The organism is [Clostridium] citroniae WAL-17108 (genome assembly GCF_000233455.1).
GTDB lineage: Bacteria > Bacillota > Clostridia > Lachnospirales > Lachnospiraceae > Enterocloster > Enterocloster citroniae.
Window position 1 is genome coordinate 67,462 of sequence record NZ_JH376434.1, and the last position, 22,838, is coordinate 90,299.

Sequence of the window (22,838 nt, forward strand, 5' to 3'; positions counted from 1 at the left end):
GGAACTTTAGGAGATTTGGTAAACAGAGGTGTCACGTGGGAGATTATAACAAAGATTCAGAACAGGACAAGTTCATAGACAACCTGCTTCAGGAAATTTCTGGATATTCAGACCAAGATCTTTTGGATGAATTTGAAGCGGCCTGCAATTTAAATGTTCCCCAGCTCAGTTCAGAGCCGTCCCCGGACGAGTTTGAGAAAATTTGGGCAAGGATCCAGGAGGAACGCGCTGAGGCAGAGAATTCAGATGAAAGGACAGAACCCGCGGATTCAAGGCACAATAAGATTATTAAAGGCAGGTTTGGCTGGAAACGCCTGGCTGCCATTGGGCTGATTGCTTGTTTGATGGCTGGCGGCGGTTGTATGGTGGCAATGGGGACGAAGTCTTATTTTTATCGGGAGCGGAAGGATACGCTGGCAGGTGATGGGGTTATATTTAATAATGATATGAATAAGGTGGCTGTTAATGGGGAAGAAGAGGCATATGCTTTGGTTGAAAAAGAATTAAATATTAAACCCCTTAAGATAAATTATATGCCTGTGGATATGACCTTTGCGGATGTTCAAATAGGAGAGGGATATGTGTTCATAGTATTTTTTTATGAAGATAACACGGTATATTTAATTGAATCTAAATATGGAAAAGAGGTTTCATATAACTATAAATCCGATTCTAAAATTGTCAATGATGATGATGTCTATAATAAATGGTTAGGACAAGATATAACAATGAAAAGAGAAATTCATGCGGATGGTATAGAGACATATGAGGCATCTGTAATAACTGGTGGCGCGTGTTATAGATTAATAGGAACTATGGATAAGACAACTTTTATAAAGATGGTGGAAGGATTATCTTTTTAAACTACGGAGGACAAAATGAAAAGAATACTATATACTTCTATAGCTTCGGTAATGATTGCAATATTTTTCACACTAAATATATTTGCGATGCCTATTAATCCGAATCAATATACTTCTGTTGATGAGGTTTCAGCGTTATTGCCGGTGGGAGTAAAACAAAGTAAGGTAACAGAATCGGCTAGAGCACGTGGCGAATTCTTTCTTAATGCTGATTTAATTATTAAGAATAATGGAGATGGAACAATAGGAGCACTTGCGGTAGGGTATACTAGATTTCCAGTGGATGAAGCATACATAACATTGTATTTAGACAAATGGGATGAAGCATCCGAAAGATGGCGTCAAGTTAATTATTACGAACAGGAATTTTATGCTAAAGATTATCCGGATGGTTTAATAACGCCCACTGTTGATGTCTCTTTTATAAATCAGCCTAAAGGTTATTACTATCGTCTAAGAGGTGTATTTGCCGTAGTTTACAATGGCGAAGTTGAAGCATTCAGCCCAACCACAGACGGCGTTTTACTAGACTAACACAACAAACCCAACCAAAAAAGGCAGGTCCGCGCGACCTGCCTTTCCCATATCCACAAACTTATTACTGTCCCTTATACTGCTTCAAGGCCCTGGCCAGCTGGTCCGGACAGGATGTGGGCCTTGGGCCGCAGTGAATGCCATCCAGCCGTTGGATGGCTTCATCTACATCCATACCTTCAATCAGCCTGGACAGACCCTGGGTATTGCCTGAACAGCCGCCGAAAAACTGGACATTGGTAAGCTTGTTATCGTTTACTTCAAAGGATATCTCCCGTGAACAGACTCCTTGAGTTTTATATCGCATGTGTATTGCCTCCTGAAAATCAATTATGTATATCAGATTATGCCTTATGAACTGTGGAATGTCAAGTGTGAATAAGCTTGGCCCTTGAAAAACTGTACACTTTCGGTATAATAAAGGAGAGGTGCCCATCAGGGGACAAGTATTGTACTGCATAAGTTTCGGTAATGACCACATCTGCTATCCAACCGGGATCAGATCTGTTAAGGTGGTTTGTGAATTGCTATGCCGTTTCTGTACAGAAACAATTCCGGCAGGGATATCATGCATGTGAATTTATGCATGTGGATTTATGCATGTGGATTATGAAAACTTACGCACTATAGTACCAGAAGGAGGTTTTATGTTAGGTATCATTGGAGCCATGGATGAGGAAGTGGCTAAGATTAAGGAACAGCTTACAGATGTAGAGGTGGAGACAAGGGCTGCCATGGACTTTTATAAGGGCAGGCTGGGAGGAAAGGACGTGGTCGTGGTCCGGTCCGGTATTGGAAAGGTCAATGCCGCTATGTGTACCCAGATATTGGCGGATATATATAAGGTGGAGGGCGTTGTAAATACCGGAATAGCCGGTTCGCTGAAGGCGGAGATCGATATAGGGGATATTGTGCTTTCCAGCGATGCGCTGCAGCATGATATGGATGCAACCGGATTTGGATATGCAGTGGGACAGATCCCACGTGTGGATACCCTGTCGTTTAAGGCGGATGAGAGACTGATACAGCTTGCCCAGGAATGCTGCGCTAAGGTGAATCCAGATATCCATACCTTTGTGGGGCGCATTGTCACCGGAGACCAGTTTGTCTCAGGAAAAGAGAAAAAGCAGTGGCTGGTGGATACATTTGCAGGGTTTTGTACGGAAATGGAGGGAGCGGCCATTGCCCAGGCATGCTATCTGAATTCCATACCGTTTTTGATTGTAAGGGCTATATCAGATAAGGCGGATGACAGCGCCACTGTAGATTATCCGGTATTTGAAGCCAAGGCAATCACACATTCCGTAAACCTGCTGACGGAAATGATCCGTTCCTTCTAAAATTATGTGGACCTCTGGGATGCAATTCCGGGAGGTCCCTTTTTTGCTTAAAGCATGTTTACTGTTGTGGACCTATAGTATAGTATTGGTGAAAATATTGGAACAAAAGGGGAACCGTTTACTATGGACAAAAAGAAAAGAAAGAATCTGATCATTGCAGGAGTGGCAGGTGTTATTCTGTTAGCTGCCATTGTGGCCGTTTTACTCCTCCATGTATTCCGCCTGATCACAGGTGAAATAAAATCAGATACCAGGTCTGACCAATATCTGGAACAGATGATAGGCGCAGCGTCCGCCGGGGACCGGAATGCCATGGACGCCCTGTGTTTGTCCCAGGGGGTATCAAAGAAGAGTATGGAAAAGGACATGCAGACTCTTTTGGAAGTGTGGGACGGTGAACAGGAATTTACTTATAAGAAAACAGGATATAATAGGAAGACAACAATTTCTAACGGTAAAAGGATAAAGACAATAACAGCTAATTATAAGATCACCACAGCAAGCGGGGAAAAGATGTCGGTCGTCCTCCGGCATGTTGAAGGAGATAACGGGGACAGCGGTCTTACGAATTTTGTTATCAGAACTGAGGAGTCATTAAAGCCAATTGGAACATTGGGAAGCATGGGAAAATGGAATGTAGTCCAGTGGTTTCTGTTTGTTTTTTCCATGGCAGTGTTTGGGGCAGCAGTGGTGTCTGCGGCCGATTGTTATAGGAATAAAATCAGATACCGGTGGGGGTGGATTGCCCTGATCATGCTTGTTTATGTTGCTCCGGGCTTTTCCTTGATGCTGGAGGATAGGAGAAAAGTACTGCGTTTTACATGTTCCGTTGCCTTGATGGGATTGAGTAAATATGTAGTCTACCCTGAGAATGGAGTGATGTTCAGCTTGTGTTTGCCCGCGGGTATGGGAATTTACTGGGTTATGAGAAAGCACCTTTTGGAAGAAAGATCCAATCAGGGGAACATTCACCTGTGAGATGCGGTGCCCGGCCAATCGGCCTAATCCGGCTGCCCAGGAAATTAGCCTAATCCAGCGGCCGGGACATCCGGTCTCCCCCAAAATCCCCCATCCCATCCCCCTTAAGAGAGGCTTAAACCATCAGCTTGTTCAAGAAAAATCTTACCTCTCAGAATCGATTTTTAGGAGAATTTGGCGAACGATTCTAGGGGTTCTCAACTTCCCAAATGAAAATCCGTTGCTATAATAGACCTTACCGGGAAACGCCTGACTGCAGGGGCATTTCCCAAACAACGGCCGCAGCCGTGAATAATATATAGAGTAACTGGAAGGAATCCGGGAAGAAGAAAGGGGATTTTACTATGATTAGCTTTTTACAAACAGGAAAGGCACTATACGTGCTGGCAGCAATCTGTCTGGCGGGGGTATTCAGCCGTCTGATAGCGGGGAGCTTTTACAAACGACTTATTAAAGAAAGTACCAATATGGCATTGACTAAGAACAAGTGTCTGCGTGGTTTGAAACAGAATGCAGAGGATACATATAGAATTAATCAGGGAATGAGCAATACACGTGTTTATCTGGAGCGCCAGATGTATGGCCTTCGCATGGCGGGAATGTCCGTCAGAGGGCTGGACAACCTGTCGGGGCAGCTTACACTTCTCTGCTTCCTGGCTGGCGGAACAGCAGCATTTCTCTCTTATTGGTATAGAAGTGATAATTATTATATAGTACTCTACGGCACCATCGGTATCCTGGCAGGAATGTTCACCATGCTGGTGGACTATGGGGTGAATCTGGAGGCCAAACGCCAGCAGCTTCTTACCTGTATGCAGGATTATATGGAAAATGTGATGTGGCCGAGAATGAACCGTGAAGGCGGCGCAGAGCATGTGCCCGCTGTTACAGCAGAGGAGGAGCACAGGGATCCGGCGCCTGTACGCTCCATTACAAGAGACCGCCGTTCAAATAATAATAACAGGCGCGGGCTGGACCAGACCGCGGCAAGCAGGGAGAGACAGGAGGACAAGTCCAAGGACAACTGGCTGCAGGATTTGAATCCGGAACAAAAACGGATGTTGGGAGAATTGCTAAAGGAGTTCATTTCCTGAAATTAGGTCAGGGGGGTCAGAAAAAAATAGTAATATAAGTCAAAATATGTTATAATTTAAACGATAAGCGGCTTTACCGCAATAGATAGAGGCATGGTTTATCCATGGACATAAGAAAAGGAGAGCGCAAACTATGGGAAAGGAAATAACATTTGATTATTCCAAGGCAGCAGGATTTATTTCTGCAGAGGAGATGGCCAACTTTAAGACCACAGTAATGAGTGCAAAGGAGACCTTGCTCAATAAATCTGGAGCAGGCAACGATTTTCTGGGATGGATTGATTTGCCGGTGGATTATGACAAGGATGAGTTTGCGAAGATTAAGAAAGCGGCAGATAAGATTCAGAATGATTCTGATGTACTGCTGGTAGTGGGTATCGGCGGATCTTATCTGGGTGCCAGGGCAGCCATTGAATTTCTGTCACACAGCTTCTATAATGTGTTACCCAAGAGCGTTCGCAAGACACCTGAGATTTATTTTGTAGGCAACAGCATCAGCAGCAAATATATTCATGATTTAAAGCAGGTATTGGAAGGCAAGGATTTCTCCATCAATATCATTTCCAAGTCAGGCACTACCACGGAACCTGCGATCGCATTCCGCGTATTTAAGGAAATGCTCATTGAAAAATATGGAAAGGAAGAGGCTAACAAGCGCATCTACGCAACCACAGACAAGGCTAAAGGCGCCCTTAAGAATCTGGCGGATGTGGAAGGTTATGAGACATTTGTTGTTCCGGATGATGTAGGCGGGCGATTCAGCGTATTGACGGCAGTAGGCCTTTTACCCATCGCAGTGAGTGGAGCGGATATTGATCAATTGATGGAAGGTGCGGCTTCCGGACGGAAGAAAGCACTTGAAACCCCATATGAGTCCAACCCGGCCCTGCTTTACGCAGCAGTGCGCAACATCCTGCTCCGCAAGGGCAAATCCGTTGAGATTGTAGCCAATTATGAGCCAAGCCTTCACTACGTGTCCGAGTGGTGGAAGCAGCTCTATGGCGAGAGCGAGGGCAAGGACCAGAGAGGCATTCTCCCGGCGGCAGTGGATCTTACCACAGATCTTCACTCCATGGGACAGTTCATCCAGGACGGAGCACGTATCATGTTTGAGACAGTGATCAATGTGGAAGAATCTCCGGTTGGGATTCTCCTGAATAAAGAGGACGTGGATACCGACGGCATGAACTATCTGGCAGGGAAGAGTGTTGACTTCGTGAACAAGAGTGCCATGAACGGCACCATTCTGGCCCATACAGACGGCAATGTACCTAACCTGATGGTTAAGGTACCGGAGCAGAACGAGTTCTATCTGGGAGAACTGTTCTACTTCTTTGAATTCGCCTGCGGTGTGAGCGGTTATATTCTGGGTATTAACCCCTTTAACCAGCCGGGCGTTGAGAGCTATAAGAAAAATATGTTCGCACTTCTGGGTAAACCAGGTTTCGAGGCGCAGAGGGAAGAACTGCTTAAAAGGCTGTGATGGACCGTGTGTTTTAAGTAAATCATTTTAAGATAAAAGGCCGTCCTGTTGATGAGGTAAGTCAGCAGGGCGGCTTTTCGAGTCTTTTTTCGAGTCTTTTTCGGGGAAGGACTGCCGCTAGACCGCATTATCCCCCAACCGTAATCCGGTTACAGCAGCCCGGTCCGTCCGAATCTGCCGCAGAACAAATCCCATGGTATAGACTGCCATAAATCCTGAGACAGCGGGGGCAATGGAGCCGATCACAAACAGGTTGTCGGGGCAATATGTATAGGCCAGCCATATGAGAGGGATTCTCAGGGCCAGCGCCCCAAAGCAGCAGCTGATCATGGTGAACACTGTTTTGGACCGCCCGTTCATGAACCCATTGAGACAGAATACAAAGGATACTGCAAGGTAGTCAAAGCTGCAGGAGTGAAAAAATGGGATGCCTGCAGAGATGATATCAGGATTGGTGTTGAACAATCCGATCATGGTCTGGGGGGAAAGCTGTGCCCACAAAAAGAATAGGGAGGAGGCCAGCACAGAGAAACCAATGCCTGCGGCCAGGGACTGTCTGGCCCGTTCCGGTTTCCCGGCCCCGTAGTTCTGTGCCGTGATGGCGGCCAGGGCGCTTGCAATGGAAGTGGCGGGCAGCATGGCAAATACGTCATATTTGCTGGCAATGCCCACGGCTGCCGCTGCATTCACCCCAAGACGGTTGGTGACCGAGGTCAGGTAGAGAAAGGAGAGGCGGACCATACATTCCTGGGAGGAGATGGGAATCCCCACCATGGCCAGCTCTTTTGCCAGCGACCGGTCAATACGCAGGTTTTTAAGGCTGAATGTAAAGATGAACCTGCTCCTGTTCAGATAGATAATGGAGCAGATCATACTGATGGACTGGGACAAGACAGTGGCCAGGGCGGTTCCCGCCACACCCAGCCCCAGGTATTTTACAAACATGATATCCCCGATGATGTTCAGCACACAGGACAGGGCAACAAAGTACATGGGTCTGCGGGAATCACCGTATCCTCTGAGGACAGCGCTGATCGCATTGTAGCCGCAGATGAAGAAGATGCCGTAAAAGCAGATGGTCACATAGTCATTGGCTTCCTTCATGGAGGCGGCCGGAGTTTTAAGGGCGGTCAGGATCGGACCCTTAAAGGTCAGCATCACAATGGTCAGAAGAATGGCTATGACGGCAAATACGGATAATGTGGTTCCAATGGTTTTGCGGGTCCGGTCCTCGTCCTTCATGCCTGTATATTTCCCTACCATGATCGTGCTGCCCAGGGTAAGGCCGGACACCATGCTGGTGATGATCTGTGTTACCTGGGTTCCGGTGGATACGGCAGCCACACTCTCCGGCGCGCAGTACCAGCCAATGACCATCAGATCCACGGCGCCGTAAAGGGCCTGTATGATGTTGGCTATGAGAAAGGGAACTGAGAATTTCAGCAGCACACGAAATACATTTCCTTCTGTCAGCAGGTTGTCATTTTTCATTATCATCCACTCCTTGTATCATTGCTATAAATAAGATAAACCCTCCAGTTACTGGAGGGTCAATGGATTTTTTAAATAGTTCTGCTCAATGGGGATCTGGATCTCAGTGACATATTGGGAGGCGTCATTGGTAAAACCGGCATCGATCAGCGTGATCTCCACAGAATCACCGCAGCACCGGTATCCGTTTTCAGCCATGTGATCCAAAAGCTTCATATAATAAGGAGCAGCTTCCGTATGGGTGCCTGTAAAGCGGATGGTCAGGTAATCCCCTGCCATCAGGTAATGCTCCTCACCATGGTAATGGTCCTCCTGCTCTAAAAGCACAAAGATACCGGAAAATGATTCAAAATGCCGCCTGACCAGTTCATGGGCCGATATGGAGACCCCCACCTTTCCCAGGAACATTACGGGTTCCAGCGTATTGGTCCGTTCCAACTCCCGAAGGGAGTACTCCAGATCATCGCCCAGGGGAATATTTTTGCGTAAATATGCAACCTGTCGCTGCCCAAAGTGCAGCAGCCGGATCATACCGGGCGGTGTATGGAGGGCATCTTCCAATGACTGGAGACGGTATTCCAGTTTCCGCTCCACCTGCATCAGTTGGCTGATGCGCAACAGAGTTTCCCTGTGCTGCTCTTCCAGGAGTGTCTGCATGACAGACACATCCCTGCTCTCAAAAAACAGAGCGATCTTTTTCAGGGACATGCCAAGGGCGCGCAGGTATTTGATGGTGTTCAGCCGTTCAAACTGGCGGGTAGTATAATAGCGGTATCCGGTCTGGGGGTCCGTGGTCTCCGGGTGCAGGATACCAATGTCATCATAATAGCGGAGCGTACGTATGTTGATTGAAAACAGTTCTGCAACTTCCCCGATGGTAAACAGATCCTTCACGTCTTATTCCTCGATCACCTGTATTTCAAGAAAATCAAAGTCAATGGTTTCGATAAAATTGTCCTGTGTAAAACGTGTTTTATCATGGAGCTGGAAATCCTTTACAGTGGAATCCAGCCACATGGGTTTTTCCAGATTAAATTCATAACAGATGGAGTCCAGGGAGTTAAATACCATCTGTGTCCTGGACAGGGAGTAGTCGGATATACATATGACCGTGTCCTGAAGCAGATGGTTGTCCTTCATTAGTTTTCCCCACATTCTGAACATAAGGCTTCTCCTTTACGGTTGATTCCCCGCCCCATAAGGAGCGGCGTTTGTGATTTAGTATATCATTTTATACCGGGTTTTAAAAGGATTTTTTAAAAAGCATGGTCCACATGCTGGGCGCTGTATGCTTTTCTGTATTTCATGGGCGAGGTCTGGGTATACCTGTGAAATACCCGCTCAAAGTAGGTGATGGAGTCATAACCCAGGAGACAGGACACTTCCGTGATGCTCATGGAGGTGGCGGACAAAAGCTCCCGTGCGCGGCGTACACGGGCCATGTTGATATATTCATTGACCGTAAAGCCGGTGGCTTCCTTGAAGATACGGCTCAAATAGCATTTGTTTACATAAAACTGAGCGGCCACGGTTTCCAGGGACAGGTTCTTACTGTAGTTTTCCGTGATATAGGAGGCTGCATCATCCACAAGCCGGTGCTTGGGCTGGGTGGATACAGGAAGCCTGGATGATATGTGGGAAGGGCTGGAAAAATGCCGCTGGGCATGGATCAGAAGCCGGGATAGCGCCGACATGGCCATGTGCTGAAAGCCGGGCTTTTGTCCGTGCAGTTCGGAGGCCAGGGTATCCATAAGGGATTCCGCCAGAGGACGTCCTTCCTGGTCTAATTCCAGGATGCCTGTATGGGCGCTGAAAAAGCCGGACAGGGACATTTCCCCGGTAAGGGACAGAAAATCCCCAAAGGGGTGCTGGCTCAGGGAGATGAGGATCCGTTCATGGCTGCCGGTCCCGCACTGGCTGGTCTGGTGGATCCGGTTCCTGTCAATGAACACCAGACTTCCGCCTGCCACGTGATAGGTGGTCCTGTCAATGAAGTAGTAGCGCTCTCCTTCCACCAGATAATAGATCTCATAATCATCATGAAGATGCTTGCTGGGCATGGTAAAGCCAGGTTCCCGTAAAATGCGGTCAATGGCAATTCCGGGAATCCTCTCCCGGTAGATCATCTGTTCCATGGACACCTCCGGCTCCGTTCCTATAGAATTACCAGTTATTAAAAAATAATGGATAAACCAATAAGTAAATTTTGTTTGATAAAGCTTGTGATAAATCAATATATCATAAGACAATTATACTAAATTTATCTATAATGTCCAGTATAACATAACACCAGGAACATAACACCAGTGAAAGGACGGTATGTAACATGAGATATGAGGATAAAAGGGTAAATGACATCCGGATCGCATACATAGGAGGCGGCTCCAGGGGATGGGCCAGGACATTTATGACGGATCTGGCCATGGAATCTTCCATAAGCGGCACCATCAGGCTGTATGACATAGATGCGGAGGCTTCCAGGGCCAATGAAATCATTGGTAACCGGCTGTCCCAACGCCCTGAGGCAGCGGGGAAGTGGACATATGAGACTTGCATGAGCCTGGAGGAGGCGCTGACAGGAGCGGATTTTGTAGTCATTTCCATTCTTCCGGGCACTTTTGATGAGATGGCGGTGGATGTCCATATGCCGGAGCGTCTGGGGATCTATCAGTCCGTGGGGGATACCGCGGGCCCGGGAGGTATGATCAGGGCACTGCGCACCATTCCCATGTATGTGGAGTTTGCCAAAGCTATCAGGGATTATGCGCCCCGGGCCTGGGTCATCAATTACACCAACCCCATGTCATTGTGTGTAAAAACATTGTACCATGTATTTCCACAGATCAAGGCGTTCGGCTGCTGCCACGAGGTGTTCGGCACACAGAAAGTCCTGAAGGGATTATTAGAAGATACCATGGGGCTTAAGGGTATTAACAGGAAGGATATCCGTGTAAATGTCCTGGGTATCAACCATTTCACCTGGTTTGACTATGCTTCCTATGAGGGGATCGACCTGTTCCCCATGTACAGGAAGTATGTGGATGAGCATTTTGAAGAGGGGTATGCGGAGCGCGATACCAACTGGGCAAATGCATGCTTTGCCTGCGCCCACAGGGTAAAATTCGACCTGTTCAGGCGGTACGGGCTGATTGCGGCGGCGGGTGACCGCCACCTGGCTGAGTTCATGCCGGGGGATGAGTATCTGAAGGATCCTGAGACCGTGGCGCGCTGGAAGTTCGGCCTGACCTCAGTGGATTGGAGGAAAGAAGACTTGGAAAACCGCATGGAGAAGAGCAGAAAACTTCTGTGCGGAGAGACGGAGATAGACTTAAAGCCCACAGGGGAGGAGGGAATCCTTTTGATCAAGGCGCTGTGCGGCCTGGAGCGGGTGGTGAGCAATGTGAACATACCCAATACAGGACTTCAGATCCCCAACCTTCCGGCCGGCGCGGTGGTGGAAACCAATGCCGTATTTGAGCGGGACGCTATCCGGCCGGTGCTGGCAGGCAGTGTGCCGGAGCCGGTAAAGGCCCTGATCATGCCCGCGGTGGAAAATCATGAAACCATACTGGAGGCTGCCCTGACCTGCAATGAGGAGCTGGTGGTGCAGGCATTTATGAATGATCCCCAGGTAAGGGGCAGGAACTGCAGGGAGGAGGATATCAGGAAATTGGTCCGGGACATGGTGGAAGGAACCATAAAATACCTGCCAAAGGCCTGGGCAGTCCGCAAGTAAAGATTGGAATCAAAAAAATATTGTTAAATAATAATACAATCAAAAAAAGTTTTAGTTAATAAACGGAAAAATAAGGAAAGGTCTTCCACGCTATACCATATAAATTCTGAATATATAAGAAAAACTACGCTGATAAATAATTAATTAACGAAAAAATCCTTATTGACAAATAAATATACGCGTCTATAATGGTAATCACGATGAGTTTTCTGAAAATTATTAATGAGATTGTGATGAGGGAGGATACGTGTATGCAGCATTTAAGAAGAATGGAAGACCGTGTTGTATTGCTCACAGGAGGCGGAGGCGGAATTGCCAGAGGCGTGGCCAGGGCATTTGCTGATGAGGGCGCCAGCATGATACTTACCGACATTTTCCCAGGAGGCATGGAGAAGACAAAGGAAGAGCTGGAGCGTGATTTTGGCACAGATGTGGTGATCTGCGTTGCGGACGGGGCCAGGGAGGATCAGGTAAAGGCTGCCATTGAAAAAGGCGTGGAACATTTCGGCAAGCTGAATGTGCTGATCAACAGCGCCCAGACTTCAGCTTCCGGGTTGACATTGGTGGAGCACACCCAGGAGGACTTTGACAAGGCCATTTATTCCGGACTGTATGCAACCTTTTTTTACATGAAGCATGCATTTCCTTATTTGAAGGAGACCCAAGGATCCGTGATCAATTTTGCATCCGGAGCAGGCATTTCCGGTAAGCCGGGGCAGAGTTCCTATGCGGCGGCAAAGGAGGGGATCCGCGGAATGTCCCGTGTGGCTGCCAATGAATGGGGGCCTTACGATATCAATGTAAATGTGGTCCTGCCTCTTGTGATGACGGATAAGCTGGCCCAGTGGGGACAGGAAAACCCGGAGATGTTTAAGAAGAACCTGGATGCCATCCCGCTGGGCCGGTACGGGGACGCACAGAAGGATATAGGAAAGGTCTGTGTATTCCTTGCAAGCTATGATGCCAAGTACATAACAGGGGATACACTCTTCATACAGGGCGGCGTAGGCATGAAGCCATAAAGGTCAGTCCCACCTGACCACATATCGCAGCAGTTCAGACATATTTCTGTCATATTTGAATTTTTTGTAACATCACTTGCTCCAAGGGGCTATTTGTAGTAAGCTATACATAGTATGGCTTTGCACAAAATTGTAAGATGTTACAAAAGTTCCCATAAGGAGGAAATGCAGGTGGGACCCGCAATTACAGATTATGTAAGGTTTCTGGCAGATGCCAGGGATGCAGTGTACCGTCTGAACTGTGACCAAAATACGGCAGCTCAGCTGGCAGATGAAGAGGAACATCAGGAACAGGAGCTGGAGACAGCGAACCGGGCAGTGGCGGACGCTGTGAACCAGACTGTTAAGAAGCGGCTGGATGAGATTAATTCCAGCTATGATAAAGAGATTGCAAAGGGCCAGGAACGGCTTAAAAAGGCCCGGGCAAAACGGGAGAAGGCTAAGAATAAGGGGATGAAGGAGCGGATCGCTGAGGAGACCAGCGAACTGCGGGAGCATAACCGTGAACTGAAGCTGCAGATGAAGACTTTGTTCCAGAAGGAGCGGGTACCTGGGTTCTGCAACAGCACCTATTATTATGCCCTGTACGATCCCAGGGGCGTGAAGGAGTTCATGTTATTCTTTATGACCATTTTGGTCTGCTTCCTGGCTGTCCCCTGCGGGATCTATTTTCTGTTGCTGCAGCAGCGGCAGATGTGGTATCTGGCAGCGGTGTACTTTCTGGATGTGCTGCTGTTCGGCGGGTTATACGTACTGGTTGGCAATAAGACCCGCCTGCGTTATCAGGACGCTTTAAAACGCGGCCGGGCCATACGCAACACCCTGCGCGCCAACCGGAAGAAGATCAGGGTGATCACCCATACCATCCAGAAGGACGGCAATGAAGACATATATGACCTTGAGAAATATGATGATGAGATAGCGTGCGTGGAACAGGAACTGTCCGAGATCACCACCAGGAAAAAGGATGCCCTGAACACCTTTGAGAGCGTCACAAAGAACATTATCTCAGACGAGATCGTGGCCAGCCACAAGTCCCATCTGGATGACTTAAAGCAGGCTTTGGAGGATACATCCCTGGCTCTCAGGAATCTGGAAAACAGCATTAAGGAACAGAATATCCGGATCACGGACACCTTTGGCCCCTATCTGGGGAAGGAGTTTTTGGAGCCGGACAGGCTATCCGAACTGTCCAGGATAATCCAAAGCGGAACCGCCTCCAATATCACTGAGGCGATCACTGCCTATAATGAAGCAAAGCAGGCGTAACAGACGCCTGGAACTGTATAAGATCAAATATAAAGAAGAACAATAAATTCCCCCTGCAGCAGATGGTCCCGTATCATGGGACGGCCTGCTGCAGGGGGAATGTTTTTGTGTATTCCGAAGTCTGTCCTGTCTATATTCTGTCGCTTATTCCCGGTCGCTGTCCTTCCTGGATGTTTCCTGCTCCTTCCTTAGCTGTTCGATGCCGCGGCGTATCAAATCCAAGGTGGCGGCGGAACGGCTGGGAAAGCGGTTTTCAAAGCGGAAATCATCAATCTGTCTGAGTAGATCATCATCAACAATTATCGTATAACGCGGTTTCTCTGTAGGCATAATCAAGTACCTCCTTAGTTCATATAATACCCAGGTTCATAGGTTCTGTCAAGCAAAAAAGGTTACTAAAAGAGGCAAAAAAGTGTGCCTTAAAAGCCTTGACAGGTTCAGAACCTATGAACTATAATTGAAACAGGTTCATAGGTTCTGAACTATTGAAAAAGGAGGTGATATTCATGGGTACCGGGCTAAAAAAATTGACCTTCGCAGTTACGCCTGATATTGAAGCCGTTTTGGATAAGGAAAAGAAAGAGCGGTTCTACGACCGTTCCAGGTCGGATATGATCCGTGAACTTATCAAGGCCGGTTTAAGGGGTGTAAAGAAAGAGAATGGGACGGCAGACGGGAACCATGAAATAAATACATAGAAACCCGATAAGAACAAATGTAAAGGAGAGGGACATTATGAAACGAAGACTTGCAGCAATGATGATGGCGGTTGTGTTGACAGGCGGCAGCGTGATGGGGTGTGCCGGCAGCGGGGGCTCTGCATCTGCACCGGATCAGGGGACGGCAGAGGCCGTATCGGCCCAGGCGGCAGGGGAAGCTGCACCGGCCGGTTCGGAAGGTGACCAGGAAGCGGATCCTGAGATCAAAAGTGATGTGACGTACACCCTGAGCTTCTGGCACGGTGCCACGGATGATGTGCGCCAGCAGATGTATGATCATGGGATCCAGCGTTTTAATAAGGCATATCCGAATGTTACGGTGGAACAGACCCGCCTGGACAGTGATGCGTACAAGACAAAGATCAAAACCGTCATGGGGGCAGGGGCCACGGATATCCCGGATGTATTTATGAACTGGGGCGGCGATGTGCTTAAGACATACATTGAATATGGATTAGTGGCTGATATTACGGATCTCATCGCACCGTATAAGGATGAATACTATGACTTTGAGTTCGGCATTTCCACCTTTGACGACAGGATCTATGGAATGGGGATCGGAATCGCGCCTTCCGTGATATTTTATAATACGGAGATATTTAACAAATTGAATCTGGAAGTACCTGCAACATGGGAAGAACTGGATGCCGTATGTGCCAGCCTGAAGGACGCAGGCTATGTCCCCTTTGCATTGGGGAATAAGAATAAGTGGCCGGGACTGCTGGAATATACCATGCTGGGTGTGAACCTGGGGGGAGAGGAGATGTCCAAGGGGCTTTCCAACAGGACCGTTTCTTTTGATAATGAGCATTTTATCGAGGCCGGACGCCGCATATCCGCGTTTTCTCAAAAAGGCTACTATCCGGACGGGACCAATGGAATCGACCATAATGCAGGCGGCAGCCGTATGCTGTTCTATAATGAAGTGGCGGCCATGTTTATCATGACCAATGGATTCCTGAGCAATTGTGTGGCTGAGGATGCAGAGTTTTATGAAAAGGTGGGCACCTTCCCATATCCGGCCTGCAATGACTCCGGGGAACTGGGCATTGTTGCCGGTGGAAATGTATTCTCCATCTCATCCCAGTGTGAATATCCGGAGATGGCAGCAGATTTCCTGTATTATCTCACCAATGCGGATTTCAGCCAGGACTATATTGACGCCGGAAACTGCTTTACAGGCGCAAAGGATGTAACGATCAGTGACCCGCTGGTCCAGGAACAGTTTGATAACCTGATCCAGGCCGACTGGACCCAGAATTTCTACGACCAGCAGTTTGTTGCAGAGCTGGGCGAAGCGTTCAAGGACTATACCCAGGCCCTTTACGGAGGTACCATGACACCGGAGGAAGCGGCCGCAGGTCTTGAGAAGGTAGCGGTTGAATGTTACGGAGAACTGAAACAGTAATCCGTTCATGCCTGTAAGTTAAGGAGGCCCTATGTCTGATCATACCAATGCCGCGGGGCTTGACATACCTGTTCAGAAAAAAGGCAGGACCATTTCGGTCAAGCGTATTCTGACCATTTTGGTATTTATAGCTCCAACACTGTTTTTTTATGGATTTTATAATGTTTTTGCCATTGGCAAAACAATCTATTTCAGTTTTTTGGACTGGAATGGTATAATGTCGGAAGGATGGGCCGGGTGGGACAATTGGGTCCGCCTGGTCCACGATCCCAATGTATGGAATGCCCTTAAGAACAACCTGATCTTAATGGTGACATCCATCTGTATCCAGCTTCCTGGAGCATTGATCCTTGCGCTGCTGATCAATTCCAGGCTGAAGGGGGTGCGGATATACAAAGCGCTTTGGTTTTTGCCCGTGCTGCTTTCCACATCAGCCACCGGTATTCTGTGGAATTTGATGTATGACCCGAATTTCGGCCTTTTGCAGGCCGTTCTTCGGGGAATTGGAAAGGGGAATCTGGTAAAGGGCTGGCTGGGAGAACCGGCATATGCGCTGCCGTGCGTTCTCATTGTTATATGCTGGACATTTATCCCCTTTTATATGATCCTTTTAAAAGCGGGGCTGACTAATGTGCCGGGGGAACTGATGGAGTCAGCCAAACTGGACGGGGCCAGCAGCTGGCAGTGTTTCTGGAATGTGACCTTTCCGCTCCTGCTGCCCACCATACGGACAGCCGCCCTGCTGAATATTGTGGGGTCCTTAAAGTATTTTGATCTGATCTGGATCATGACAGGGGGAGGGCCCAGCGGCGCCAGTGAACTGGTCGCCACCTATCTCTATAAGCAGGGGATCCAGGGATGGAATATGGGATATGCCAGCGCCATTGCCAGCTTTTTGTTCCTGTTCTGCGGAACCTTTGCCATTGTGTACTATGGAGCAACCTCGGCCTTTGGAGAGATCGGCGGCGAGCGTTCCAGGAAATCAGGGAGGAGGAAGACAGGTTGAAAGACAATGCAGGTTTACTAAAAGGGATCGTCCGCGCGCTTCAATACGCCCTTTGTCTGATCATAACAGTCATCACCGTGTATCCCTTTATATTTATTATCATGACATCCTTTAAGACACAAAAGGAGTATTTTGGAAGTGCGTGGGGATTTCCAGCCTCCCTTTGCCTGGATAATTTCAGGCTGGTCCTTACCGGGGATTTTTTAAAGTATTTCCTAAACAGCATTATTGTGTGCGTTTCAGCGGTGGTTCTGGTGATCCTCTGTTCCACCATGGTAAGCTTTGCCATATCCAAGCTTCGTTTTAAAGGGGCAGAGCTGTTATTTGCAGTTATTATGATAGGGATGATGATCCCGGTCCATACGACCCTGATACCGATCTATGTGATTTCCAAGGACCTGAATATTTACAATCATCTGATCGCCCTCATCGGCCCATATGTAAGCTTCAGCATTCCCATCTCCACGGTTATCATCACCCAGTTTTTCAGGGATATTCCACACGAGATCGAGGAAGCGGCCATTATAGACGGGTGCGGATCATTTTCACTGTACGGACGCATTATCATGCCCCTGGCCAAACCTGCGGTATCCACGGTTGTCATCTATGACATTCTCCATACCTGGAATGAATTCATTTATGCAATGACGCTGGTGGACAGCAAGAACAGGATGACGCTTCCCGTGGGCCTTAAGAACTTTTACGGGGAGGCGGCAGTAAACATACCAGCTATTATGTGTGCTGTTTTTATCAGTTCACTGCCGGTGATCATTGCCTATTTCTCAGCACAGGAGCAGATATCCAACGGGTTGACCCAGGGGGCGGTGAAGGGGTAGGCGCGCCCGGTAAAGGGCGGATCATCCGGCGGACGGAACAAAACAGATATCATCTGGAGGAGGACTTATTATGGAATATTATGTATCTGCCAAGGGATCTTTGACAGGAGACGGTTCGAGACAGGCGCCTTTTTGCAGGATCACACAGGCAGCGGAAATTGCCCTGCCCGGGGATAAAGTGATCGTAGCACCGGGAATCTACCGGGAGTGTGTGAACCCTAAGCATGGAGGAACCTCTGACCGGGACAGGATCGTATATTGTTCCGAGGTCCCGGGAGCCGCGGTTATCAGCGGCGCTGAGGAGATAAAGGAGTGGACCCATGTAAAGGATGATACATGGATGACAAGGATTCCGGACGGATTCTTCAGCGGTTATAATCCGTACACCACAGAGGTATACGGAGACTGGTACCGGGGGCTGGGAAGAGTCAACCATGTGGGACAGGTGTATTGTAACGGTCAGGCACTCTATGAAGAGGACAGCCTGGACAAACTATATAGTGACGAACCGCTGGAATGGGCGTGGGATAGGGAATATTCCAGGCAGCACAAATGGTACACCGTGCAGGACGGAGACAGTACGGTAATCTACGCCAGGTTTCCGGACGGGACACCGGCGGAGAACCTTGTGGAGATCAATGTGCGGCGCAGAGTATTTTTCCCGGAACAGACCCATACCAATTATATCACGGTTTCCGGATTTGTTTTAAAGCAGGCAGCCACCCAGTGGGCACCGCCCACCGCATTCCAGGACGGACTGATCGGTCCCCACTGGAGCGTGGGGTGGATCATAGAGGACTGCGAGATCTCAGACTCCAGATGTTCAGGCGTCAGTCTGGGAAAGTGCTGGCATCCTTCGGATAACCGCTGGACAAAGGACCGTATTAAATCTGGAACACAGCTGGAGCGGGACCTGGTGCACTACGCGCAGCACACGGGATGGAGCAAGGAGACAGTGGGATCCCACATTGTACGCCGCAACAAGATATTTAACTGCGGACAGACAGGCATTGTGGGTCATCTGGGAGGGATCTTTTCACTGATCGAGGGGAATGAGATCCATCATATTAATACATACGGGGAGTTTTCCGGTTCGGAACTGGGCGGTATTAAACTCCATGGAGCGATCGATACCGTGATACGCCGCAATCATATCCACCACTGCCACAGGGGGATATGGCTGGACTGGCAGACACAGGGGACCAGGGTTTCCTGCAACCTGTTCCACGATAACCACGGGGAGGAGGACACCAGGATCAGTGAGGACCTGTATATTGAGGTGAGCCACGGACCTGCCCTTGTTGACAATAATTTGTTCCTTTCCAGGTTTGCGCTGAGGGAGCGTTCCCAGGGATTGGCCTTTGTCCACAATATCATTGCCGGTCCCATTGACATCGGAAGTTCGGAGGGCAGGTTTACGCCTTATCATTTCCCGCATGAGACTGATATCATGGGCTGCATGACAATTAACAATGGTGATGACCGGTTTTATAATAATATATTTATCCAGCCGGATCTGCCTGAGGAGAAAAGGCAGGTGCGCAACCCGGAGGTGGCCAGGCTGGTGGGTATGAATCCCCAGGTAAATATAGAGGCAGGGCTTCATATTTATGATGACTATCCACTTCACGATGAATATTATTACCAGTTTACAGATGAGGGCACGCCGGAGACCTCATGGGGACGCCGTTATGACTATAATAGCCATCTCCCCATGTATGTCAGCGGGAATGCATATTTTAACGGCGCCAAACCTTATGCAAAGGAACGCCTTAATTATGTGGACAGGGAGAACAGGATCTATTTTGAACTGGTTAAAAGGGAGGGAGCCTATTATTTCCGCACCAATCTCTATGACCATCTGCCTCAGATGGAGACAGAGTTTGTCTCCACGTCAATGTTGGGAAATGCCTTTGAGACCGAACAGCCATATGAGAACCCGGACGGTTCGCCGCTGCGCATAGAGGAAGACTTTCTGGGCATCAGACGGGGACAGCATCCCACACCGGGACCCTTTGAATACACAGGAGAGGGCCGGAATTTTAAAGAACTGAGAGTATTGCCGTAATGGAACATATCATATTCAGCCTCAATTCAGTCATACCTGTATTCATGGTAATGGGAATCGGCTTTTATTTAGGGAAAAAGAAGATATTGACAGGGGATTTTGTGTCACAGGCCACATCCCTGGTGTTTTATACCGCGCTTCCGGCCAAGTTATTCCTGGATGTATCACGCAGTAACTTCAGCGAATGCCTGGATATCAGGTTTACCGCCTATCTGTTGATCTGTACCTGCGTGTCCTTTGCAGTGGCATGGACTTTATGTGTCCTGCTGGTTAAGGACAGGACCGCTGTAAGCGCGGTGGTTCACAGTGCCTTTAGGGGGAATTTTGTGTATTTGGGCCTTCCGATCTGCCAGAGCATTCTGGGCAGGGAGTCTGTGCCGTCCACGATTATGGTGGTCACCTTTGTGCTGCCTTTCTACAATGTACTGGCTACGATCGTATTATCCTACTATGATCCTTTGGGCCGGAAGGTTAGCTGGAAGAAGATGCTTAAGGATATTTTGACCAATCCCATGATCGTGGCCATTCTTGCAGCCCTGCCCTTTTCCCTGATGCACATCAGCCTTCCATCCGCTGTGGACAAGGCCCTGTCTTATCTGGGGCAGCTTTCAACCCCCATGGCTCTTATTCTGATCGGAGCAGGAACCAGGCCCTCCGCCTTTGCAGGCAGGGGGGCATGGATCATGTTTGGGGCTGTCTATAAGGTAGTGGTCACTCCCCTTCTTTTTGCGGTTCCCATGCTGTGGCTGGGATTTAACCCGGAGCAGATGGTGACTGCCTTTGTGATGTTTGCGGTTCCATCAGCCATGAATGTCTATATTGTGACAAAAAAGATGGGGGGAGATGGTGAGCTGGGGGCTGCCGTTATTACGGTTTCCATGCTGCTTTCCGCTGTCACGCTGCCGGCAGGGATATGGTGGTTACGATTTATGGGAATGGCATAAGGGATTTTTGTGAGCCGCAGATCATACGTTCTGCGGCTTCTTTTATGCTTCATGATTTTTTCCTCAGATAAGAAGAAGGATGCGCCTTAAGCTCCGTTACAGGTGATGCAGCCCTGCCCGGTACAGTTCCCAGGCAACCCGGGCGCTCTCTTCCAGCTCCTCCAGGCAGTAGAACGCATCCATTACTGTTTTGCCGGGCACAACCGGACCATGGTTCCTTAACAGATATCCCTGGCTTTCATGGACACGTTCCCTGAATGCGGCAAACAGTGCATCGGAGCCAGGCTTTTCGTAGGGGACCAGTCCAACAGTGCCCAGCTTCATTTTCAGATAAGGAGTATGGTCCGGAATACAATCGTGCTCCGAAAGGTCAGGTACAAATGTCCACAGCACGGAGTAGGTGCTATGGGTATGGATCACGGCTCCAATATCCTCTGATTTCTCATAAAGAGCCAGATGCAGAGGCCATTCCTTGCTGGGCTTTTTACCGGACACAGGTGTTCCGTCCAGGCTGATTGCTGTAAAATCCTCTTCACTCATAGTGCCGAAGCAGGAACCGCTGGCACTGATATAGATAAGGTCATTGTGACGGAAACTCATATTGGCCGAGGAACCGGCCGTCTTTCCCCGCTGAAACAGGCTGTGGGCAGCCCATACAGCGGAGTTCAGTTTATCATGTAATACAGAATCCATTTTTCCCTCCAGATCATTATGTTGGTGTCCTTGTTACTTGGATGTCATTGTAAGGGCGCGGCCAAAGAAATCCTCCTGCCCAAAGTTTCCGCTTTTGAGGATCAGACGGATATCCGGCCGTTCCGCCGGTACCATGATAGGTACTCCGGGAGCCACACTTTCCCCCATCCAATAGGAGGAGAATCCCAGCCCTTTGGTCACTGCGCCGGAGGTCTCTCCCCCCGCGGAGATGATCCTGGTGTAGCCCTGTTCCACGGCACGGACTGCCAGCCGGGCTGTGGTGCCTTCCAGCATGTCTGCTACTTTTTCTATACCTAGTTTTTGGAATTCCTTCACTTTTTCAGGGGTATCGGAGCTGTACACAAGGACCGTATCAGGGCTGCTGCTGTGCGTTTCTATGAACTGCCATGCATCTTCCAGGGTCTGCTTTCCATCCAGCATGGCTGCCGGATCCAGTTTATAACATGGTTTTCCCTGGCTTTGGTACCATGCGATCTGTCCCAGGGTGGCCTTGGAACAGCTTCCTGCCAACAGCAGGGCCTTTCCATCAGTACCGCTCTCGGGTATGTGGCCTTCTGAGGAGAGCCTGCTTGTCCACATTTGCGCCAATGGCTCCAGAAGTCCGCTTCCTCCTGTGAGAAGGGGAAGATGGCCGAAAGCAGCGGCAATCCGGCTGCCGTCTTCAGGTTCTTTATAATCAGGGATCAGGTAGAGGGGGGATCCGAGAACCTGTTCCAATGATCCGGGGGAGAAATGTTCCACTTCTTCCGTGGTAAGGCAGCGGCATTCATAGCGGCTCTGAGGTTCCATCAGCTTATCAATCCTGCAGTCCCACATGGGGGTCAGGGGATGGTTCTTCATATGGCTCTCGTGGAGGGGAACATCGTTGACCAGGAGCATTCCGTGTTCCACCGTTCGCCCATTGACCGGAAGAGCGGGGCAAAGCAATGTGTAAGGGGCCTTCATAAGGTCCATTAAGGCATCGGCTACCGGCCCGATATTGCCTTTGGGGGTGGAATCAAAGGTGGAACAATATTTAAAATAGGTCTGCTTAACGCCCTGAGCCAGCAGAAAGCGGGCGGCCCTAAGACTGTCGGCCACGGCCCGGCTGGTTTCCTGGGTTCTTGATTTTAATGCAATGACAATGGCCTGGGCATCGTCAGGGCGGTCCGGGGAACGATGGCGGTCCGGGCCTTTTTCTAAAGCCGGTTGATCCGGGATTCCGTTGTAAAGGCGGACGCTCATACCTCCTTTTACCAGAAAGGAAGCCGCGTCACTGGCCCCGGTGAAATCATCGGCAATGCATCCTAATACAGCCATGGGTATACCTCCTTTTACCTTGCGGTATTTCATT

At 48.9% G+C, this 22,838-nt stretch carries 23 protein-coding genes; 15 read left to right on the top strand and 8 right to left on the bottom strand.

The window, feature by feature from the left end:
- Window positions 1-35 precede the first annotated feature (35 nt).
- Window positions 36-863 (top strand): hypothetical protein, encoded by an 828-nt coding sequence (locus HMPREF9469_RS29425; RefSeq protein ID WP_007871248.1) that lies wholly within the window; start codon window positions 36-38, stop codon window positions 861-863.
- A gap of 15 nt (window positions 864-878) precedes the next feature.
- Window positions 879-1,397, top strand: coding sequence for a DUF6147 family protein (locus HMPREF9469_RS29430; RefSeq protein WP_007871249.1), 519 nt, complete (start codon window positions 879-881; stop codon window positions 1,395-1,397).
- Window positions 1,398-1,461: 64 nt separating this feature from the next.
- On the opposite strand, the gene HMPREF9469_RS29435 is transcribed toward HMPREF9469_RS29430, so the two are convergent.
- On the bottom strand, window positions 1,462-1,704 hold the full coding sequence (locus HMPREF9469_RS29435) for a TIGR03905 family TSCPD domain-containing protein (protein ID WP_007871250.1): 243 nt from the start codon (window positions 1,702-1,704) through the stop codon (window positions 1,462-1,464).
- Between the two features lie 340 nt (window positions 1,705-2,044).
- Between HMPREF9469_RS29435 and HMPREF9469_RS29440 the strand changes: the two genes are divergently transcribed.
- From HMPREF9469_RS29440 to HMPREF9469_RS29455, 4 genes are all read left to right on the top strand, one after another.
- The gene (locus HMPREF9469_RS29440; RefSeq protein WP_007871253.1) at window positions 2,045-2,737 is read left to right on the top strand and encodes a 5'-methylthioadenosine/adenosylhomocysteine nucleosidase; all 693 of its coding nucleotides are present in this window, start codon (window positions 2,045-2,047) and stop codon (window positions 2,735-2,737) included.
- A 123-nt stretch (window positions 2,738-2,860) separates the two neighbouring features.
- Window positions 2,861-3,715, top strand: coding sequence for a hypothetical protein (locus tag HMPREF9469_RS29445; protein ID WP_007871254.1), 855 nt, complete (start codon window positions 2,861-2,863; stop codon window positions 3,713-3,715).
- A gap of 344 nt (window positions 3,716-4,059) precedes the next feature.
- Complete coding sequence (locus HMPREF9469_RS29450) at window positions 4,060-4,809, top strand: hypothetical protein (protein ID WP_007871257.1); 750 nt, start codon at window positions 4,060-4,062, stop codon at window positions 4,807-4,809.
- A 133-nt stretch (window positions 4,810-4,942) separates the two neighbouring features.
- Complete coding sequence (locus HMPREF9469_RS29455; RefSeq protein ID WP_007871259.1) at window positions 4,943-6,292, top strand: glucose-6-phosphate isomerase; 1,350 nt, start codon at window positions 4,943-4,945, stop codon at window positions 6,290-6,292.
- 117 nt (window positions 6,293-6,409) lie between these two features.
- Here HMPREF9469_RS29455 and HMPREF9469_RS29460 read toward each other — a convergent pair whose 3' ends face one another.
- From HMPREF9469_RS29460 to HMPREF9469_RS29475, 4 genes are all read right to left on the bottom strand, one after another.
- A complete protein-coding gene (locus HMPREF9469_RS29460; protein WP_007871261.1) occupies window positions 6,410-7,783 on the bottom strand; it encodes an MATE family efflux transporter in 1,374 nt (457 codons plus the stop codon).
- A gap of 48 nt (window positions 7,784-7,831) precedes the next feature.
- A complete protein-coding gene (locus HMPREF9469_RS29465; protein ID WP_007871263.1) occupies window positions 7,832-8,677 on the bottom strand; it encodes a MerR family transcriptional regulator in 846 nt (281 codons plus the stop codon).
- A 3-nt stretch (window positions 8,678-8,680) separates the two neighbouring features.
- Window positions 8,681-8,947, bottom strand: a complete 267-nt coding sequence (locus tag HMPREF9469_RS29470) for a hypothetical protein (protein ID WP_007871264.1) — start codon at window positions 8,945-8,947, stop codon at window positions 8,681-8,683.
- 92 nt (window positions 8,948-9,039) lie between these two features.
- A complete protein-coding gene (locus HMPREF9469_RS29475) occupies window positions 9,040-9,918 on the bottom strand; it encodes a helix-turn-helix transcriptional regulator (RefSeq protein ID WP_007871266.1) in 879 nt (292 codons plus the stop codon).
- A gap of 191 nt (window positions 9,919-10,109) precedes the next feature.
- Here HMPREF9469_RS29475 and HMPREF9469_RS29480 point away from each other — a divergent pair, with 191 nt between their 5' ends.
- From HMPREF9469_RS29480 to HMPREF9469_RS29490, 3 genes are all read left to right on the top strand, one after another.
- On the top strand, window positions 10,110-11,519 hold the full coding sequence (locus HMPREF9469_RS29480) for a family 4 glycosyl hydrolase (RefSeq protein WP_007871267.1): 1,410 nt from the start codon (window positions 10,110-10,112) through the stop codon (window positions 11,517-11,519).
- Window positions 11,520-11,770: 251 nt separating this feature from the next.
- Entirely contained in the window at window positions 11,771-12,541 is a 771-nt protein-coding gene (locus HMPREF9469_RS29485; protein WP_007871269.1) for an SDR family NAD(P)-dependent oxidoreductase, read from the top strand.
- 171 nt (window positions 12,542-12,712) lie between these two features.
- Window positions 12,713-13,810 (top strand): hypothetical protein, encoded by a 1,098-nt coding sequence (locus HMPREF9469_RS29490; protein WP_007871271.1) that lies wholly within the window; start codon window positions 12,713-12,715, stop codon window positions 13,808-13,810.
- 144 nt (window positions 13,811-13,954) lie between these two features.
- Here the strand turns inward: HMPREF9469_RS29490 and HMPREF9469_RS29495 are convergent, their stop codons facing one another.
- Window positions 13,955-14,140, bottom strand: coding sequence for a hypothetical protein (locus HMPREF9469_RS29495; protein WP_007871273.1), 186 nt, complete (start codon window positions 14,138-14,140; stop codon window positions 13,955-13,957).
- Between the two features lie 176 nt (window positions 14,141-14,316).
- Between HMPREF9469_RS29495 and HMPREF9469_RS29500 the strand changes: the two genes are divergently transcribed.
- The 6 genes from HMPREF9469_RS29500 to HMPREF9469_RS29525 all read left to right on the top strand — a co-directional run bounded on the left by HMPREF9469_RS29500 (window position 14,317) and on the right by HMPREF9469_RS29525 (window position 20,791).
- Window positions 14,317-14,508: a hypothetical protein gene (locus HMPREF9469_RS29500; RefSeq protein ID WP_007871275.1), complete on the top strand. Its 192-nt coding sequence runs from the start codon at window positions 14,317-14,319 to the stop codon at window positions 14,506-14,508.
- 37 nt (window positions 14,509-14,545) lie between these two features.
- A complete protein-coding gene (locus HMPREF9469_RS29505; protein WP_007871277.1) occupies window positions 14,546-15,937 on the top strand; it encodes an ABC transporter substrate-binding protein in 1,392 nt (463 codons plus the stop codon).
- A 31-nt stretch (window positions 15,938-15,968) separates the two neighbouring features.
- The gene (locus HMPREF9469_RS29510; RefSeq protein ID WP_007871280.1) at window positions 15,969-16,943 is read left to right on the top strand and encodes a carbohydrate ABC transporter permease; all 975 of its coding nucleotides are present in this window, start codon (window positions 15,969-15,971) and stop codon (window positions 16,941-16,943) included.
- Complete coding sequence (locus tag HMPREF9469_RS29515; protein ID WP_007871284.1) at window positions 16,940-17,779, top strand: carbohydrate ABC transporter permease; 840 nt, start codon at window positions 16,940-16,942, stop codon at window positions 17,777-17,779. Before HMPREF9469_RS29510 ends, HMPREF9469_RS29515 begins: the two co-directional genes overlap by 4 nt.
- A gap of 70 nt (window positions 17,780-17,849) precedes the next feature.
- The gene (locus tag HMPREF9469_RS29520; protein ID WP_007871286.1) at window positions 17,850-19,847 is read left to right on the top strand and encodes a right-handed parallel beta-helix repeat-containing protein; all 1,998 of its coding nucleotides are present in this window, start codon (window positions 17,850-17,852) and stop codon (window positions 19,845-19,847) included.
- Window positions 19,847-20,791 (top strand): AEC family transporter, encoded by a 945-nt coding sequence (locus HMPREF9469_RS29525; RefSeq protein WP_007871288.1) that lies wholly within the window; start codon window positions 19,847-19,849, stop codon window positions 20,789-20,791. Before HMPREF9469_RS29520 ends, HMPREF9469_RS29525 begins: the two co-directional genes overlap by 1 nt.
- 96 nt (window positions 20,792-20,887) lie before the next feature.
- Here the strand turns inward: HMPREF9469_RS29525 and HMPREF9469_RS33230 are convergent, their stop codons facing one another.
- The gene (locus HMPREF9469_RS33230) at window positions 20,888-21,484 is read right to left on the bottom strand and encodes a class II aldolase/adducin family protein (RefSeq protein ID WP_007871290.1); all 597 of its coding nucleotides are present in this window, start codon (window positions 21,482-21,484) and stop codon (window positions 20,888-20,890) included.
- 33 nt (window positions 21,485-21,517) lie between these two features.
- A complete protein-coding gene (gene otnK / locus HMPREF9469_RS29535; protein WP_007871291.1) occupies window positions 21,518-22,804 on the bottom strand; it encodes a 3-oxo-tetronate kinase in 1,287 nt (428 codons plus the stop codon).
- Window positions 22,805-22,838: the final 34 nt, after the last annotated feature.

Bases quoted from the DNA above. Each gene is read 5' to 3' on its own strand.
- HMPREF9469_RS29430 (WP_007871249.1), top strand. From the start codon at position 879: ATGAAAAGAATACTATATACTTCTATAGCTTCGGTAATGATTGCAATA.
- HMPREF9469_RS29435 (WP_007871250.1), bottom strand. From the start codon at position 1,704: ATGCGATATAAAACTCAAGGAGTCTGTTCACGGGAGATATCCTTTGAA.
- HMPREF9469_RS29440 (WP_007871253.1), top strand. From the start codon at position 2,045: ATGTTAGGTATCATTGGAGCCATGGATGAGGAAGTGGCTAAGATTAAG.
- HMPREF9469_RS29445 (WP_007871254.1), top strand. From the start codon at position 2,861: ATGGACAAAAAGAAAAGAAAGAATCTGATCATTGCAGGAGTGGCAGGT.
- HMPREF9469_RS29450 (WP_007871257.1), top strand. From the start codon at position 4,060: ATGATTAGCTTTTTACAAACAGGAAAGGCACTATACGTGCTGGCAGCA.
- HMPREF9469_RS29455 (WP_007871259.1), top strand. From the start codon at position 4,943: ATGGGAAAGGAAATAACATTTGATTATTCCAAGGCAGCAGGATTTATT.
- HMPREF9469_RS29460 (WP_007871261.1), bottom strand. From the start codon at position 7,783: ATGAAAAATGACAACCTGCTGACAGAAGGAAATGTATTTCGTGTGCTG.
- HMPREF9469_RS29470 (WP_007871264.1), bottom strand. From the start codon at position 8,947: ATGTTCAGAATGTGGGGAAAACTAATGAAGGACAACCATCTGCTTCAG.
- HMPREF9469_RS29475 (WP_007871266.1), bottom strand. From the start codon at position 9,918: ATGGAACAGATGATCTACCGGGAGAGGATTCCCGGAATTGCCATTGAC.
- HMPREF9469_RS29480 (WP_007871267.1), top strand. From the start codon at position 10,110: ATGAGATATGAGGATAAAAGGGTAAATGACATCCGGATCGCATACATA.
- HMPREF9469_RS29485 (WP_007871269.1), top strand. From the start codon at position 11,771: ATGCAGCATTTAAGAAGAATGGAAGACCGTGTTGTATTGCTCACAGGA.
- HMPREF9469_RS29495 (WP_007871273.1), bottom strand. From the start codon at position 14,140: ATGCCTACAGAGAAACCGCGTTATACGATAATTGTTGATGATGATCTA.
- HMPREF9469_RS29500 (WP_007871275.1), top strand. From the start codon at position 14,317: ATGGGTACCGGGCTAAAAAAATTGACCTTCGCAGTTACGCCTGATATT.
- HMPREF9469_RS29505 (WP_007871277.1), top strand. From the start codon at position 14,546: ATGAAACGAAGACTTGCAGCAATGATGATGGCGGTTGTGTTGACAGGC.
- HMPREF9469_RS29510 (WP_007871280.1), top strand. From the start codon at position 15,969: ATGTCTGATCATACCAATGCCGCGGGGCTTGACATACCTGTTCAGAAA.
- HMPREF9469_RS29520 (WP_007871286.1), top strand. From the start codon at position 17,850: ATGGAATATTATGTATCTGCCAAGGGATCTTTGACAGGAGACGGTTCG.
- HMPREF9469_RS29525 (WP_007871288.1), top strand. From the start codon at position 19,847: ATGGAACATATCATATTCAGCCTCAATTCAGTCATACCTGTATTCATG.
- HMPREF9469_RS33230 (WP_007871290.1), bottom strand. From the start codon at position 21,484: ATGGATTCTGTATTACATGATAAACTGAACTCCGCTGTATGGGCTGCC.
- otnK (WP_007871291.1), bottom strand. From the start codon at position 22,804: ATGGCTGTATTAGGATGCATTGCCGATGATTTCACCGGGGCCAGTGAC.